The sequence below is a fragment of the Streptomyces sp. NPDC054883 genome (assembly GCF_053610645.1).
In genome coordinates this window covers 75763-91159 of record NZ_JBSGYT010000008.1, presented here as the reverse complement: position 1 = coordinate 91159, position 15397 = coordinate 75763, and the positions used below count along the sequence as shown (strand labels likewise).

At 70.4% G+C, this 15397-nt stretch carries 14 protein-coding genes, 1 tRNA gene and 1 pseudogene; 3 read left to right on the top strand and 13 right to left on the bottom strand.

Annotated features, from left to right (window positions below):
- Positions 1-215 precede the first annotated feature (215 nt).
- Positions 216-719, top strand: coding sequence for a nucleoside deaminase (locus tag ACWGH1_RS08895; protein ID WP_453357867.1), 504 nt, complete (start codon positions 216-218; stop codon positions 717-719).
- A gap of 128 nt (positions 720-847) precedes the next feature.
- Here ACWGH1_RS08895 and xdhC read toward each other — a convergent pair whose 3' ends face one another.
- From xdhC to ACWGH1_RS08850, 9 genes and pseudogenes are all read right to left on the bottom strand, one after another.
- On the bottom strand, positions 848-1657 hold the full coding sequence (gene xdhC / locus ACWGH1_RS08890) for a xanthine dehydrogenase accessory protein XdhC (RefSeq protein ID WP_453355826.1): 810 nt from the start codon (positions 1655-1657) through the stop codon (positions 848-850).
- Between the two features lies 1 nt (position 1658).
- A complete protein-coding gene (gene xdhB / locus ACWGH1_RS08885) occupies positions 1659-4136 on the bottom strand; it encodes a xanthine dehydrogenase molybdopterin binding subunit (protein ID WP_453355827.1) in 2478 nt (825 codons plus the stop codon).
- Positions 4133-5596, bottom strand: coding sequence for a xanthine dehydrogenase small subunit (locus tag ACWGH1_RS08880; protein ID WP_453355828.1), 1464 nt, complete (start codon positions 5594-5596; stop codon positions 4133-4135). Before ACWGH1_RS08880 ends, xdhB begins: the two co-directional genes overlap by 4 nt.
- Before the next feature lie 515 nt (positions 5597-6111).
- Positions 6112-6723 (bottom strand): annotated as a pseudogene (locus ACWGH1_RS08875) (histidine phosphatase family protein); the annotation flags it as partial.
- Between the two features lie 11 nt (positions 6724-6734).
- On the bottom strand, positions 6735-7214 hold the full coding sequence (locus tag ACWGH1_RS08870) for an SRPBCC family protein (protein ID WP_453355802.1): 480 nt from the start codon (positions 7212-7214) through the stop codon (positions 6735-6737).
- A 15-nt stretch (positions 7215-7229) separates the two neighbouring features.
- Positions 7230-9005: a carbamoyltransferase family protein gene (locus ACWGH1_RS08865; protein WP_453355801.1), complete on the bottom strand. Its 1776-nt coding sequence runs from the start codon at positions 9003-9005 to the stop codon at positions 7230-7232.
- Between the two features lie 55 nt (positions 9006-9060).
- Positions 9061-10128: an NAD(P)/FAD-dependent oxidoreductase gene (locus ACWGH1_RS08860; protein ID WP_453355800.1), complete on the bottom strand. Its 1068-nt coding sequence runs from the start codon at positions 10126-10128 to the stop codon at positions 9061-9063.
- 2 nt (positions 10129-10130) lie between these two features.
- The gene (locus ACWGH1_RS08855; RefSeq protein ID WP_453355799.1) at positions 10131-11090 is read right to left on the bottom strand and encodes a cucumopine synthase-related protein; all 960 of its coding nucleotides are present in this window, start codon (positions 11088-11090) and stop codon (positions 10131-10133) included.
- 359 nt (positions 11091-11449) lie between these two features.
- Positions 11450-11523 (bottom strand) — tRNA-Pro (locus tag ACWGH1_RS08850).
- 160 nt (positions 11524-11683) lie between these two features.
- Between ACWGH1_RS08850 and ACWGH1_RS08845 the strand changes: the two genes are divergently transcribed.
- Both ACWGH1_RS08845 and ACWGH1_RS08840 read left to right on the top strand, forming a co-directional pair.
- On the top strand, positions 11684-12385 hold the full coding sequence (locus ACWGH1_RS08845) for a transketolase (RefSeq protein WP_453356461.1): 702 nt from the start codon (positions 11684-11686) through the stop codon (positions 12383-12385).
- Positions 12386-12412: 27 nt separating this feature from the next.
- Positions 12413-13321 (top strand): transketolase family protein, encoded by a 909-nt coding sequence (locus tag ACWGH1_RS08840; RefSeq protein WP_453356460.1) that lies wholly within the window; start codon positions 12413-12415, stop codon positions 13319-13321.
- A 9-nt stretch (positions 13322-13330) separates the two neighbouring features.
- On the opposite strand, the gene ACWGH1_RS08835 is transcribed toward ACWGH1_RS08840, so the two are convergent.
- From ACWGH1_RS08835 to ACWGH1_RS08820, 4 genes are all read right to left on the bottom strand, one after another.
- Positions 13331-13876: a GAF domain-containing protein gene (locus tag ACWGH1_RS08835; RefSeq protein WP_453356459.1), complete on the bottom strand. Its 546-nt coding sequence runs from the start codon at positions 13874-13876 to the stop codon at positions 13331-13333.
- An 18-nt stretch (positions 13877-13894) separates the two neighbouring features.
- Positions 13895-14497 carry a GTP-binding protein gene (locus ACWGH1_RS08830; RefSeq protein WP_453356458.1) on the bottom strand — a complete coding sequence of 201 codons (603 nt, stop codon included), beginning with the start codon at positions 14495-14497 and terminating at the stop codon, positions 13895-13897.
- Positions 14475-14813, bottom strand: a complete 339-nt coding sequence (locus ACWGH1_RS08825) for a DUF742 domain-containing protein (RefSeq protein WP_453356457.1) — start codon at positions 14811-14813, stop codon at positions 14475-14477. Before ACWGH1_RS08825 ends, ACWGH1_RS08830 begins: the two co-directional genes overlap by 23 nt.
- Before the next feature lie 80 nt (positions 14814-14893).
- Entirely contained in the window at positions 14894-15325 is a 432-nt protein-coding gene (locus ACWGH1_RS08820; RefSeq protein ID WP_453356456.1) for a roadblock/LC7 domain-containing protein, read from the bottom strand.
- Positions 15326-15397: the final 72 nt, after the last annotated feature.

Sequence of the window (15397 nt, the reverse complement as noted above, 5' to 3'; positions counted from 1 at the left end):
GAGTCTACAAGGGGGGCCAGCTGACCAGCCAATTCCTTTAGGGCTTTGGTGACTTTCCCCGAGGGGTCCGGCCGGATGTACTTGCGCTATTCCGCATTAACGGCACATGAACAACGCCCGGAAGGGGCAGGGGGGGCTTTTTGATGATCGCCCGGACTTCTCCCTCCCGCACCCGCAGAACCAAGTCCCCCACACTCCCCGACATAGGAGCGACCATGACCGCGCACACTCAAGAGATCAGCATCGAGGAGCTTGAGCGCACCTGGATGGACGAGGCCATCGGCCTCGCCACCACCAGCGTCAAAAACGGCGGCGGTCCGTTCGGCGCGCTGATCGTCAAGGGTGGCGAGATCATCGCGATCGGGAACAACAACGTCACGTCGCACCTGGACCCGACGGCGCACGGCGAGGTAACCGCGATCCGCGCCGCCTGCCAGGCGCTGGGCTCCTTCTCCCTCGAAGGCTGCGTCCTGGTCACCTCGTGTGAGCCGTGCCCGATGTGCCTGTCCTCCGCCCTGTGGGCGAGGGTCGACCGGATCATCTTCGCCGCCGACCGGGATGACGCCGCGGTGGCCGGTTTCGACGACCGCAAGTTCTACGACCTCTTCGAGAAGCGGCCCGCGGAGCTGTGGCCGCTGCAGATCGAGCGCGTGGAGATGCCGAACCGCAACGCGCCGTTCGACGCGTGGATCGCCAAGACCGACCGCGTCGATTACTGAAAATCCGGTTCGAAGGGATCTCCGCCGCCCGGCCGTGCCGGCGGCGGATCATCCATGCCTCCGGCAGGAAGCCGAAAAGGGTGCCCCCGCACATGTGCGGGGGCACCCTCGTCGTTCCGGGTGACGGATCAGTCGCCGTCGGTTTCGAACCTGCGCAGCAGATCGGCGGCGACGCTCACGGCGATCGTCGCGGGTTCCTTGCCCGTGATGTCGGCCAGCCCGATCGGAGTCTTGATCCGGTCGATGGTCGCCTCGTCGTGACCGCCCTCGGTGGCGAGGCGCTTGCGGAACCTGACCCACTTGGCCGCGGACCCGATCAGCCCGATGGAGCCGAGGTGGGGGGTGCGCAAGGCGGCGTCGCACAGAGCGGCGTCCTCGGCGTGATCATGGGTCATGATCAGGACGTGGGTACCGCGCGGCAGCTCCTCCAGCACCTCCTCGGGCAGCAGCGGCGTGTGATGCACGTGCACCTGCGCCACCGAGTCCGCCAGGACGTCGAGCCGCTCCTCGGCGAGCATGTCGGAGCGGGTGTCGATCAGATGGAGGTCGAGGTCCTGACGTGCCAGGATGCGCGCCAGTTCCAGCCCGACGTGACCCACGCCGAACACTGCCACCGCCCTCACGACCGGCAGGGGTTCGAGCAGCACCGAGACCGTGCCGCCACAGCACTGCACGCCGTGCTGGTTGGTCACCTTGTCGTTCAGGGCGAAATCGATCAGCTCCGGCTCGGCCTTGGACGTGGCGATCATCTCCCTGGACCGGTCGATCGCGACGGCCTCCACATTGCCACCGCCGATCGAGCCCCACGTCCCGCTCTGCCCCACCACCAGTTTCGCACCGGCGTCGCGCGGGGCATGGCCGCGCACGGTCGCGACGGTCACCAGCACGCCGCACTCCCGGCGTGCCCGCAACCGCGCGACCGCAGCGACCCACGTCATGTCAGGCACCACTCAGTGCGGTTGCGTCGGTACGGATCCTGCCGTCGGCGGCGTGACCGTTGGCGGCATGACCGTTGGCGGCATGACCGTTGGCGGCGTGGCCGTTGCCGGCAGACCCCTCGCGCGCGTCCCCGTCGCGGGAGGCATCGCCCTGGCGAGCCGTCTCGATCGCCCAGTACACCGCCTCCGGCGTCGCGGGCGCGACCAGCTCGACGCTGACCCCGCTCGGACCGAACGCGGCAGCGGCCTGCCGCAGCGCCTCGCGCACGCAGAACGCCAGCATCAGGGGAGGCTCACCCACGGCCTTGGACCCGAAGACCGCCCCCTCTTCGTGGGCGTTCTCCATCAGCGTGACGTTGAACTCCTCGGGCATCTCCGAGAAGCTCGGGAGCTTGTACGTGCTCGCCGCCTGGGTCAGCAGCCGGCCGCGGTTCGGGCCGTCACTGGCGTCCCAGCGCATGTCCTCCAGGGTCAGCCAGCCCGCGCCCTGCACGAAACCGCCCTCGACCTGACCGATGTCGATCATCGGGGAGAGGCTGTCGCCGACGTCGTGCACGATGTCCACCCGGCGGATGCGGTACTTGCCGGTGAAACCGTCCACCTCGACCTCGGCCGCGGCGGCGCCGTACGAGAAGTACTTGAACGGCGAGCCGCGGAAGGCCTTCGCGTCCCAGTGCAGGCCCTCGGTCCGGTAGTAACCGGACGCCGACAGCTGCACCCGCTGGAAGTACGCGGTACGCACCAGGTCGTCCCAGGTCAGCTCCTTGTCGCTGCCCAGGGTGCGGGCGACGCCCTCGACGATGCGCACGTCCGAGGCGTTCGAGCCCAGCTGGCTGGCGGCCACCTGGAGCAGCCGCGCGCGCAGCTGCTCACAGGCGTTCTTGACCGCGCCGCCGTTGAGGTCCGCCCCGGAACTGGCGGCGGTGGCGGAGGTGTTGGGCACCTTGTCGGTACGCGTGGGGGCCAGCCGCACCTTGTGCAGCGGGATCCCCAGCGTGGTCGCGGCCACCTGCAGCATCTTGGTGTGCAGGCCCTGGCCCATCTCGGTGCCGCCGTGGTTGATCAGGACGGAGCCGTCCTTGTAGATCAGCACCAGCGCGCCGGCCTGGTTGAAGGCCGTCAGGTTGAACGAGATGCCGAACTTGATGCCGGTGATCGCGAGCGCCCGCTTGGTGTGCGGGTGCGCGGCGTTGAAGGCCGCGATCTCGCGCTTGCGGTCGGCGATGCCGCCGTTCTCCTCGACCTGCTCCCAGACGGCGGCGATCCGTTCCGCCTGCGGGACGGGCTGGCCGTACGGCGTCGCCTGACCGAGACCCGGCTGGTAGAAGTTGCGCTTGCGCAGCTCCATCGGGTCCAGGCCGAGCAGCGGCGCGACCCGGCCCAGGATGTCCTCGATCACCAGCATGCCCTGCGGTCCGCCGAAGCCGCGGAAGGCCGTGTTGGAGGTCTTGTTGGTCTTGGCGATACGACCGGCGACCCGCGCGTTGGGGATCCAGTACGTGTTGTCGATGTGACACAGCGCACGCGCGCACACCGGCTCGGACAGGTCCAGGCTCCAGCCGCCGTCCGCGGTCAGCGTGGCGTCCAGGGCCTGGATGCGGCCGTCGGCGTCGAAGCCGATCTTCCACTCGGCGTGGAACCCGTGCCGCTTGCCCGACATGGTCAGGTCCTGGGTGCGGTTGAGCCGCACCCGGACCGGCCGGCCGGTCAGCTTGGCACCGAGCGCGGCGACGGCCGCGAAGCCGTGCGGCTGCATTTCCTTGCCGCCGAAGCCGCCGCCCATCCGCAGGCACTGCACGGTTACCTCGTGGCTGTGCAGACCGAGGACGTGCGCGACGATCTCCTGGGTCTCCGAGGGGTGCTGGGTGCTGCTCTGGATGAACACCTGCTCGGCCTCGTCGATGTAGGCCAGCGCGGCGTGCGTCTCCAGGTAGAAGTGCTCCTGGTCGGAGAACTGGAACTCGCCGGTGAACACGTGCGCGGAGTCGGCGAAGCCGGCATCGACGTCGCCGGTCTCCATCACGGGCCGGGCGCCGTGGAAGCTCTCGGCCGCGATCGCTTCCTTCAGGGTGATCAAGGAGGGCAGTTCCTCGAGTTCCACCTCGACGGCCGCCGCACCGAGCCGGGCCGCCTCCAGGGTCTCGCCGAGCACCCAGGCGACCGCGTGGCCGTGGAACATGACCTCGTCGGGGAACAGCGGCTCGTCGTGCTTGATGCCGGCGTCGTTGACGCCGGGCACGTCGGCCCCGGTCAGCACGCGGACCACACCGGGTACGGCGAGCGCGGGCTCGGTGCGCAGCGCGGTGATCCTGCCCCGGGTCTTCATGACCTGGACCGGGTAGGCGTGCAGCGTGTCCTTGGTGCGGTACACCAGGTCGTCGGTGTAGAGCGCGGTACCGGTGACGTGCAGCACCGCACTCTCGTGCGGCAGGGAGACGCCGACTACGGGCTTCTCGGGACGCTCGGACAAATGGCTCATGACGACACCGCCTCGGTGGTTTGCGCGTGCAGCTTCAGCAGGCTCTGGCCGAGCATCGCGGAACGGTAGATGGCGCTGGCGCGGTGATCGCTCATCGGCGTGCCCTCGCCCCGCAGTACCCGGGCCGCGGCCTCGACGGTCTCCGCCGACCACGGCTCGCCCTCCAGGGCCGCCTCGGTGGCGAGTGCGCGGATCGGGGTGGCGGCCACGCCGCCCAGACCGATGCGTGCCTTGCGGACGATCCCGTCCTCGATGTCGAGTGCGAAGGCGATCGCCACGCTGGAGATGTCGTCGAAGCGACGCTTGGCGATCTTGTGGAAGGCCGTGACCGGCGACAGCGGCAGCGGGATGCGCACCGCGCGGATCAGCTCGTCGGGACGGCGCACGGTCTGCCGGTAGCCGGTGAAGTACTCCGCCAGCGGGACCACGCGCTCACCGTCGGCGTCGGCGAGCACCAGCGACGCCTCCAGCGCGAGCAGCACCGGCGGACTGTCACCGATGGGCGAGCCGGTACCCAGGTTGCCGCCGAGGGTGCCGCTGTTGCGGATGAGCCGGGAGGCGAACTGCGGGAACAGCTCGGCCAGCAGCGGGACCTCGCCGTCGAGGCGGCGTTCGATCTCGGTGAGCGTCACCGCCGCCCCGATCTCGATGTGGTCGGCTTCGACGCGCAGCTCACGCAGTTCGGGCAGCCGGTCGATGGCGACCACGCACTCCGCCCGGCGGGAGCGGATGTTCACCTCGACGCCGTAGTCGGTCGAGCCGGCGACCACCACCGCGTCGGGCCGCTCGCGCAGCAGCTGCAGCGTTTCCGCCAGGGTGTCCTTGCGCAGGAACGTCGCGCCGTCCTGGGTGTACTCGGTGGCGACCGGGGCCGGCGGGTCCTGTTCCCGGCGCTGCGCCAGCGGGTCCTCGTCGGTGGGCTCGCCGACGGCGTACGCCGCGTCGCGGATCGGGCGGTAGCCGGTGCAGCGGCACAGGTTCCCGCTCAGCGCGTGCAGGTCGAAGCCGTTCGGACCGTGCTCGGCGTCGGTGCTGTCGTCCGGGTCCGCGTGGGCGCAGCGGTCGGGCCGGTAGTACTCGGCGGCCATGCTGCAGATGAATCCCGGCGTGCAGTACCCGCACTGGGAGCCGCCCCGGACCGCCATCTCCTCCTGCACCGGGTGCAGGGTGGCCGGAGCGCCGGATTCGCCGACGGTGGCCAGGCCCTCGGAGGTGATGACCTCCTGGCCGTCGAGCGCCGCGGCCGGGACCAGGCAGGCGTTGACCGCCACCCAGTCGGTGGGCTTGTCCACGCCGGGACGGGCCACCAGGACGGAGCAGGCCCCGCACTCACCCTCGGCGCAGCCCTCCTTCGTACCCGTGAGGCCACGCTCGCGCAGGAAATCCAGCACCGTGGTGTGGGGTGCCGCCGGTGAAAGCGGGGTTTCCTTCCCGTTGACCGTGATGCGCGCCGCTACCATGGCACGTCCTCATTTCGGCACGCGATCGATCGGACTGTCTTAGTAGCCATTTCGGAGCTTTCTACTTCGGTGGCGCAGCTCGAGAACCCGGAGCGCAACAAATCAGCACGTGACGACGTGCCTGAGCGGGGATGGAGACGCAAAGATGCCCGGGGCCGCAAAAAGGGCACACCGGGAAAGGGACTGTTCAGCAGCCGTGTGCTACACGGCCCGGAGCCCAGGCGATCTTGTGAGCGAGGCGAAGCAGCTCGGAGATGGTCGACATCCGACTTCGCCTCCTTCAAGTAGCTCACGAGTCGTTGCTGTCGAATTTACGTTGCCGTAGTACATCGGTCAAGCCAATGTCGGGTCAATTCCATGAAGGCCAGCCACTTCCCGTGGCGGTCGTTCGTACGCGAAACCAGTTGCGTCCCCCGGCCTTGTCGCTTCGCCGCCTTCCGCCCCGAGGGTGCCGCGTACACGCCCAGGGGCCCGGCGCACATGACGTGTGCCGGGCCCCTGGGCGTGCGTGCGGTTCAGTTCAGGTGGTGGGTGTCGTTGAGCGTCCGCACCGTGGCGGTCCCGTCCCCCTCGTACGTCACCGTCGACAGGGAGGCCGCCGCGACCTCCATGCGGAACAGGGTGTGCGGTGGAGCCTGGAGGGCGAGGCGGATCAGGGTCCTGATGGGGCCGACGTGGGAGACGACCAGGACCGTCGCGCCGGCGTACCGGGCCACGAGGCCGTCCCGCACGGCGGACGCCCGGCGGACGACCTGTTGCATGGTCTCGCCTCCGCCCGAGGGCGGCGCCTCGGGCGAGGCGAGCCATGCGCTCAGGTCGTCCGGATGGCGTTCGCGGACTTCGGCGAAGGTCAGGCCCTCCCAGGCGCCGAAGTCCGCTTCCCGCAGATCCCGGTCGACCTGGACGTTCAGGCCGAGGCGCGCGGCCACGGACCGGGCGGTCTCCTGGCAGCGCCGCATCGGTGAAGTGACGACCGCCTCGATGCCGCCGCGGTGGGCGAGGGCGTCCGCCGTCGCCCGGGCCTGGCGGCGTCCGGCCGGTGAGAGTCCCGGGTCGGACCCTCCGCTGCCGGAGAGCCGGCGGTGCGGGGTGAGCAGGGTCTCGCCGTGCCGCAGCAGCACGAGCGTCGTCACGTCACTCACTGCGCGGTCTTGGCGAAATGGTCGCGCACGGCGTCGGTCTGCTGCTCCATGACGTCGATGATGGCCTCGACCACCTTGAGGTCGGCGTCGTCGGCGATCTCGAGGATCCGCGACCACTCGAAGAAGCTGCGGTCCGGCTCGTTGGTGATGTGGTGCACGCGGATGGTGGCCTCGTAGTTGGCGACGCCGCTGGTGGGGGCGATGGCCCGGTAGGACTGGGTCTTGTTGATCTCGTCCCGGGCGGCGATCTCCTGCTGGACGAGGCGGCCGTTGAGCGTCAGCCGGAAATCGTAGCGGGCCGGGACCGTGTCCACCGAGGCTCCGTCCACCCACGTGACGTCCGTGTGGATGTCCAGGTCGCCCGGGGACACGATCTCCAGGATCTGCATGGCGTCGCGGACGGTCGCCCACACGGTGTCCGGGTCGGCCTCCAGGATGGTGGAGTGGTACATGGTGTGCTTGCGCTGGATCGGCACGGGGTGCTCCTTCTTCTACTGGCTCTCGTGGCCGGTCTTGGTGACGAGGTGGTTCCCGAGGACCAGATGGTCGATCTCGGTTCCCATGAAGCAGTTCAGGGCGTCGGCAGGAGTGCAGACGATGGGTTCGCCGGCGACGTTGAACGAGGTGTTGATCAGGCAGGGCGTGTCGGTGAGTTCGATGAACTTCCGCAGCAGTGCCGTGAGCCGTGGGGTTCCCTCGTCCGTCAGGGTCTGGATGCGGGAGGTGCCGTCCACGTGTACGGCGCCGGGGATGCGGTCCTTGTACTCCTCGCGCACCGGGAAGACGAACGTCATGTGCGGGGAGCTGGTCTTGCGCCCCATGTCGAAGATCTTCGGCGCCTGCTCCTCGAGGACGAGGGGAGCGAAGGGGCGGAACGGCTCGCGGTGCTTGACCCGGGTGTTGATGATGTCCTTGATGTCGCTGAAGCCCGGGTTGGCGATGATGCTGCGGTGCCCCAGCGCGCGCGGTCCGTGCTCGACGCGGCCTTCGAACCAGCCGATGACGACCTTCTCCGTCAGCAGCTTCGCCACGTGCTCGATGACCTCGTCATCGTCCAGGCGCGAGACGACGACGCGGCCGGTGAAACCCGCGAGGGCCTCCTCGATCGCGGCGTCGTCGTAGGCCGGACCCAGATAGGGCGTGACGGGTGCGGCGGCGGCCCGGATGCCCGCGCGGTCGGTGTCGGGGTGGTGCAGCCAGGCGTGGGCGGCGGCACCGATGGTGATGCCGGTGTCGGAGGCGCCGAAGCTGACCTGCATGTCCTCGAAGCGGGAGCCCTCGAAGAGCGGGGTGTTGTTGAGGCAGTTCAGGGCGACGCCGCCCTCGAACAACAGCCGGTCGAGGTCGGTCCTCTCCTCCAGGTGGCGGACCTGATGGGCGGTGGCGACGTTCAGCATCTGCTGCGCGGCGGCGGCGACGCGGGCCTTGTATTCGAGCGTGTCCTCGAAGGGTCCGAAGTACTCCTCGAACAGGGTGTCGTGGCTGTGCAGGTCGTCGGTCCGAAGGCGCTCGGCGAAGGTGTAGCGGCCGTCGTCGTGCAGCCGCAGAAAGTGCTCGACGAACGGGTTCGGGGTCGGGGGGGCGGTGTATCCGGCCAGGCCCATCACCTTGTACTCGTCGTTGTTGGGGACGAACCCGAGGAAGCGGGTGATGCAGGAGAACAGGGTGCCGATGGAATACTCGGCGCCGGTGACGGTTTCGTCGAAGACGGTGATCCGGCCGTCGCGGATCTCGCCCGTCAAGGTCGAGAAGCGTTCGGCGCGGCCGTCGCTGACGAGGAACGCGGAGTCCTTCATGCCGGCGAGGTAGTAGCCGGTGGTGGCGTGAGCCAGGTGGTGCGGGACGAAGCGGACCTTCGCCGGGTCGGGGCGGTGTCCGGTGCGGGCCTCGAAGTCCGCGAGGACCGCTTCGTGGCTGACGACCTGGTCGAAGAGGTCGGATATGGTCCCCACGAGTCCGGCCTTCGAGGCCTGCGGTGCCGACGAGGTGCGGATCCCGTCCAGGATCTCGTCCCGGATCTGGGCGGACCAGTTCCAGGGGAAGGCGAACAGGTCGACGTCATCGAACGTGATGCCGGCTTCCTTCAGGCACCAGTCGATCGCGTTCACGGGGAAGTCGGTGGTCTTCTTCTCCCGGTTGAGCCGCTCTTCCTCTACCGCGGCGACCAGGCGGCCGTCCACCAGGAGTGCGGCGGCGGCGTCGTGACCCAAGAGGTAGTGCTTGTTGATGCCGGTCGCACCGAGGCGTTCGGCGAAGAACTCCGACACCCTGCTGAAACCATTACATCCCAGGACAATCACGGCATTCCTTCCTCTTGCGGGGTTACTTGGCGATCAGCAGGTCGCGGAGCTCTTCGCCGGCCGCGGGCGCCTGGCACAGGCCCGCGCCGGTGAATCCGGCCGCGTACAGGAAACGCCGGGTGGGGTGCGCGCCGATGAAGGCGGTGTTGTTGGGGCTCGCGTCGAAGTCGCCGGACCAGGCGCGGTGCAGACCGATGCCGTCCAAGGCCGGGAACAGGGTGCCGAGGTGGCCGGAGACGCGGTCGAGCCAGGCTTCCCGCGCCTCTCCGGCCTTGGGCATGCCCATGGCCAAGAGGATGCGGTCCTTCCACGAGCGGATCCGCAGGCCGGACGCCGCGTGCATCGTCATGGGCAGCTCGCCGTGCGGCGAGGGCGGGACGTCGGTGAACAGCATCTCGATCGCGTGGGGCGTCATCGGCAGGTCGACCGACGCCATCGACGCCACCTCGCCGGACCAGGGCCCGGCCGTGCACACGATGCTGCCTGCCTTGATGCTGCCCCGCGTGGTGTGGACGGTGTTGTCGTCGTCGATGCGCGTGACGGGGGTGTGGGTGAACAGCCGGGCGCCGTGATTGCGGGCACCGGCGGCGTAGCCGCGGACGATGTCGAGGCCGTCCACGTGGTACGCCTCGGGAGACCAGGCGGCCGCGAGGACCGCGCGTTCGTTGATCAACGGGTTGAGCCCCGCCGCTTCGCGGGCACTGATCAGGTCGACTTGGACGCCGACGGCCTGGTGTGCTTGACGGGTGGCCCGGAATTCGGCGATCTGCTGTTCGTCGGTCAACAGCACCATGAACCCGAGCCGCTTCATGGCGAGGGGTGCTGCGGTGTGGCGGGCGAAGTCGTGGTAGGCGCTCAGGCTGCGGACGGCCATGCGCCCGGTGCGGGGATCGCCGGGGAAGTAGGTGCGGACCATGCCCGCGGTGTGCGCGGACGCCCCGCCGCCGAGGCTTCCGCGTTCCAGCAGCACGGTGTCCACACCGGCTTCGGCGAGGTGGTAGGCGGTGGAGGTGCCGATCACTCCCCCGCCGATGACGACGGCGTCGGCGCGGGCGGGCAGGGCGTTCAACGTCTTCTCGGCTCCGCGCACCACTACGCGGCCGCCTCGGCGCCCTGCTGGCGCAGGTGGTCACCGGTCTCCCACGGGTACAGCTGGAGGTTCCAGCCGCCGAGGCAGTTGATGTAGAGGGCCAGCTGGCTGGTGACGGCGTAGAAGTCGTCACGGTCGAGGACGTCGAGGACGTCGAGGAAGCGCTGGGTGAACGCCCACAGCTTCTCCAGGCCGCAATAACCCAGGAACTCGGCGGGGACGCCGACGAGCAGGCGGGTCATGTGGACGAGGGAGTCCATCGGCATGCCCTGGACGGCTGCGCGGACGAGCCCGCCGTAGGCGGCGTAACCCAGGGGCCGCGTCTCGCCGTTGACGAACAGCAGGGTGGGCAGGACGGTGCCGAAGTTGCCTGCCCGGGAGGGGATGATGCCCTGGTGGAGGCCGTCCAGCTCGGCCGGGGGCGCGAGCCAGATCTTCTCGGTCTCGGCGACGATGTCGGCGATCAGCCGGCCGGCGTCCGTGTTGGTGGCGTGGAGCGTCGGGATGCGGTGGCCGCCCGGCTCGCCCGCGCGGCGGACTTCGGCGAGGATCTGCTTCTTCGTGGAGTAGACGGCGTCCCAGACCGCGGCCCCCGCTTCCAGCAGGGCGGGCATGTCTTCTGCACGGATCTGGCCGACGGGGGTGGCGGGCATCGGCTCGGTCAGAGTGCCGTACTTGATGCCCAGGTGCTGCAAGCCGGAGCAGAACACGGTGCCGTTGGGGGCCTCGCGCCGGTCGGGGATGCGGGTGGTGTGGGGGGTGTGCAGCAGGGTGGGTATCGGCGCCACGTGGTAGAGGTGCTCGCCCGCGATGAGGGCGTGTCCCTGGAGGCTCTGGTAGGGCAGTGACTCCCACAGCGCGTCGGCGAGCGCCGGGTTGCGATCGTCAAGGTCGGCGGTGACGGTGATGCCCAAGTCGGGCCAAGAGATCTCGATCTGACGGTCAGAAGGCTTTGCGGACACGATCTTCCCCGTTCGTTGATGCAACTTTCCGGAGGAGTACATCGCCAACGGGAGTGTTTGAGGCAGGTGTTGAAGACATGAAACTTGATCATCGCGCGACGTGCGTTTCTACGAGAATCAGCCCGTCCGGATAAGAACCCGCAGCTCACGCCGGGTGGCGAGCAACAAATTCAGGATTCCCGGGTTCGCCGGCAGTTGCCGTGAAGGGGGCCTGACAGCAGGGCGCTGCGCGTCGGCCGAGGCGGTAACACCCGCGCACGCCCCGCGCGAGATCACCGGACACGGGTCGGTTCCCGGAAACGGGTCAGGGGCCGTATCGGATCACTCCGATACGGCCCCTGATCTGCGACTCTCACGAGTCGGGACGACAGGATTTGAACCTGCGACCCCTTGACCCCCAGTCAAGTGCGCTACCAAGCTGCGCCACGTCCCGAGCCCCGTTGACCTGGGGTTTTCCCCCTGGCCGAACTGGCAGGGAAACAATACCGCACTTCTCGGGGTGGTCGCGCGCGGATTCGCCGGGGCGGGTCGTCCTGACGGACCGGGTCGGCGGCGCTTGACCTGAAGCGGGCTTGAGGTTGCACGGTGGCCGCATGACGCAAACGACCGCGGACGCGGAGCTCCGCTACGAGGACCTGGGCCGGCTCATCGCGTTCATGACGGGCGCCGAGAAGCACGGTCCCGCCGCCACCTCCACGCTCGACGTGCTGTGGGTGCTGTACGACCGGGTGCTGCGGGTCGCGCCCGGGACCGCCGGGGACGCCGGGCGGGACCGTTTCCTGCTGTCCAAGGGGCACGGCCCGATGGCCTACTACGCCGTCCTCGCCGCCAAGGGGTTCTTCCCCGTCGGGTGGCTGAGCGGCTTCGGCGGGTTCGACTCCCCGCTCGGGCACCACCCCGACCGGACCCTGGTCCCGGGGGTCGAGATCGGCAGCGGCTCGCTCGGGCACGGCCTGCCACTGGCCGTCGGCACCGCGCTGGGCCTGCGCGCGCAGGGGCTGGACGACCCGGCCGTGTGGGTGCTGATCGGGGACGCGGAGCTCGACGAGGGCAGCAACCACGAGGCACTCGCCTACGCGGGTTCCGCCGGGCTGGAGCGGCTGCACACGGTGGTGATCGACAACGACTCGGCGACCCACGGCTGGCCCGGCGGGATCGCCTCCCGCTTCGAGGCCGCCGGCTGGTCGGCGACCACCGTTGACGGGCGGGACCACGCCGCCCTGCACGCCGCCTTCACGGCGCCGCACCCGGGCCGGCCGCACGCCGTCGTGGCCCGCGTCGAGAAGAAGTTCTGAGACCACACAGCAAGGGGCAGGGGAGAAATGGACACCATGCGGGAGCGGTTCGTCAGCGTCACGTCGAAGGTGCTCGAAGAGGACCCCCGGCTGGCACTCGTGCTCGCCGAGATCACCATGGACGGGTTCCGCCCCGCCCAGCAGCGTCATCCCGACCGGGTGATCAATGTGGGGATCCGGGAGCAGCTGCTCGTCGGAGTGGGCGGCGGACTCGCCCTCACCGGGCTGCGGCCGATCGTGCACACCTTCGCCAGCTTCCTGGTGGAGCGGCCGTTCGAGCAGGTCAAGCTGGACTTCGGGCACCAGGACACGGGCGGCGTCCTCGTCAGCGCGAGCGCCAGCTACGACTGGCCGGCCGGCGGTTTCACCCACATGGCGCCGGGCGACGTCGCCCTCCTCGACACCCTCGACGGCTGGACCGTGCACGTCCCGGGCCACCCCGACGAGGCGGAGGCGCTGCTGCGCGACGCGTACGCCGCCGGGGACGACAGGGTGTACGTCCGCCTCAGCGAGCAGCGGAACGCCGAGCCGCGCCTTCCCGCCGGCCCGGGCCCGCACACCGTACGGGAGGGACGCGCGGGCGTGGTGCTGGCGGTCGGCCCGCTGCTGGACAACGTCCTCGCCGCGACCGAGGGCATGGACGTGACGGTGCTGTACGCGACGACCGTGCGGCCCTTCGACGACGCGGCCCTGCGCGCTGCCGCCGGCCGGGCTACGGCGGCCGACGTGGTCCTGGTCGAGCCGTACCTCGCCGGAACCTCCACGGCCGCCGCCAACGACGCGCTCGGCGACCTCCCGCACCGGGTGCTGGGGCTGGGCGTCGGCCGCGCCGAGCTGCGGCGCTACGGCACCATCACCGAGCACACCGCCGCCCACGGCCTGGATCCCCGCTCGCTGCGAGAGCGGATCGCCGCCTTCCTGCGGCCGGCCGCCTGACGCCGGGGCTCACCCCCGGCCGTCCTCCCGCTCCAGCAGCAGCTCCGCCAGCTCCGCCGCGAGCGCCTTCACCGTCCCCACCCCCTGCGTCCCCCACCGCCTCGGCGCCACGTCCACCGCGCACACCGTCCCGAGGACGACGCCCCGCCGGTCCGTCAGCGGGGCGCCCGCGTAGGAGCGCACCCCGCTCTCGTCCACGACCGCGTTGCCCGCGAAGCGCGCGAAGTCCCGTACGTCCTCCAGCACCAGCGCCCGGCGCCGGACCACCACATGCGGGCAGTAGCCGTGGTCGCGGGCCAGCACGCGGGCCGGGTAGCCGCTCGGCGCGGCGTCGGGGCGGTGGTGGAGGCCGGCGAAGAACTGCCGTTCCTCACCGACGAAGTTGACTCCCGCGTACGGCGCGTCCAGGGTCTGCGCGATCCGCCGCGCGAAGGCGTCGAGTTCCGCGTCGGGGCGCTCCCCCAGGCCCAGTTCGCGCAGCCGGACCGCACGGGCGGGTGCTTCCCGGTCCACCGGGGTGAGCAGCAGGTGGCCGGTCGATTCGTAGTACGTCATGACGTTCCCCCGATCCTCCTAGGTGGCCACGTCCGCCGTGCGCGCGGACCTGGCGTTGAACAGCAGGTGGTGGACGAGGGCGGCGAGCGCCCCCGTACCGGAACTGGCCAGCCGCGCGTCACACCGCACGACGGGCACCTCGGGCCCGAGCCCCACCGCCCGGCGGACCTCACCGGGCGTGTAGCGGTGGCATCCGTCGAACTCGTTGACGGCGACGATGAAGCCGATCCCGCGCCGCTCGAAGAAGTCGACGGCGGGGAAGCAGTCCGCGAGGCGGCGCGTGTCGGCCAGGACCACCGCCCCCAGTGCGCCCGCGCACAGCTCCTCCCAGAGGAACCAGAAGCGCTGCTGCCCGGGCGTGCCGAAGAGGTACAGGACGTGGCCCCGGTCGAGGGTGATCCTTCCGAAGTCCAGGGCGACGGTGGTCGTCGTCTTGGCCTCCACCCCGTCCAGCGGGTCGGCGCTCTCGCCGAGGTCGCTCAGCAGCTCCTCCGTGCACAGCGGTTCGATCTCGCTCACCGCGCCCACGAAGGTCGTCTTCCCCGCCCCGAACCCGCCCGCGACCAGGATCTTCAAGGTCGCCGGCAGGCCCTGGCCGTCACAGCCTTCGGCGTAGGCCATCGAGCACCGCCCGCAGCAGGTCCAGGTCATCGGCGGCGAGCGAGTCACCGCCCGGGAACCTCGGCGGCCGCGCCTCGACGGCCCCGTGTTCCATCAGATCGGCCAGCAGCACCTTCACCACCCCGGCCGGCAGCCGCAGCTGCCCGGCCACCTCGGCGACGGTCAACGCCGCCGCGCCCGCGCACAGGCGCAGCGCGAACGTGTGTTCGGCGCCGAGCGGCGCACGCGGGCGTACGCCGGTCGCCGTGACGATCGAGAGCAGGTCGAGCGCGACGGCCGGCCGGGTCCGGCCGCCGCTGGCCGTGTACGGCCGCATGACCCGGCCCGCCGTGTCGTCCAGCCAGGGGGTCGTGTCCCACCCCGGGCCGGATCCGTACGCCCCCCGCGCCCGGGCCCTCACCGCTCCGGTTCGGCGACGGGCCGCCGCGGCGGAGCCGCCAGGTAGGGACGTACGCTCTTCACCAGCATCGCCATCTCGTAGCCCAGCACGCCCGCGTCGGCCTCCCGGTCCGCCAGGACCGCCAGGCAGGTGCCGGACCCGGCCGCCGATACGAAGACCAGCGCCGAGTCGAGCTCCACCACCACCTGCCGGACCTCCGCGCCGTCCGCGAACCGGGAGCCGGCGCTGCGGCCCAGCGAGTACAGGCCCGAGGCCAGTGCCGCAAGGTGGTCGGCGCTGTCGGCGTCCAGTCCGTGCACGCAGCTGACCAGCCCGTCCGCCGTGAGCAGCACCGCGCTGCGGGTGTACGGCACCCGTTGGACCAGGCCGCCGAGCAGCCAGTCGAGATCCGAGAGCCGGCTTGTCCTGGTCGCCACTTCGCCGCTCATGAGGGTGCGCTCCTTGCTGGGGTGGGGGGTGGTGGGGAGGGGAGGGGAGCCGGGTCCCGGCCCCGGGCGCCG

What these genes read in the sequence shown, in the direction of transcription:
- ACWGH1_RS08895 (WP_453357867.1), top strand. Translation starts at nt 216, where the DNA reads ATGACCGCGCACACTCAAGAGATCAGCATCGAGGAGCTTGAGCGCACC.
- xdhC (WP_453355826.1), bottom strand. Translation starts at nt 1,657, where the DNA reads ATGACGTGGGTCGCTGCGGTCGCGCGGTTGCGGGCACGCCGGGAGTGC.
- xdhB (WP_453355827.1), bottom strand. Translation starts at nt 4,136, where the DNA reads ATGAGCCATTTGTCCGAGCGTCCCGAGAAGCCCGTAGTCGGCGTCTCC.
- ACWGH1_RS08880 (WP_453355828.1), bottom strand. Translation starts at nt 5,596, where the DNA reads ATGGTAGCGGCGCGCATCACGGTCAACGGGAAGGAAACCCCGCTTTCA.
- ACWGH1_RS08845 (WP_453356461.1), top strand. Translation starts at nt 11,684, where the DNA reads ATGACGCAAACGACCGCGGACGCGGAGCTCCGCTACGAGGACCTGGGC.
- ACWGH1_RS08840 (WP_453356460.1), top strand. Translation starts at nt 12,413, where the DNA reads ATGGACACCATGCGGGAGCGGTTCGTCAGCGTCACGTCGAAGGTGCTC.
- ACWGH1_RS08835 (WP_453356459.1), bottom strand. Translation starts at nt 13,876, where the DNA reads ATGACGTACTACGAATCGACCGGCCACCTGCTGCTCACCCCGGTGGAC.
- ACWGH1_RS08830 (WP_453356458.1), bottom strand. Translation starts at nt 14,497, where the DNA reads ATGGCCTACGCCGAAGGCTGTGACGGCCAGGGCCTGCCGGCGACCTTG.
- ACWGH1_RS08825 (WP_453356457.1), bottom strand. Translation starts at nt 14,813, where the DNA reads ATGCGGCCGTACACGGCCAGCGGCGGCCGGACCCGGCCGGCCGTCGCG.
- ACWGH1_RS08820 (WP_453356456.1), bottom strand. Translation starts at nt 15,325, where the DNA reads ATGAGCGGCGAAGTGGCGACCAGGACAAGCCGGCTCTCGGATCTCGAC.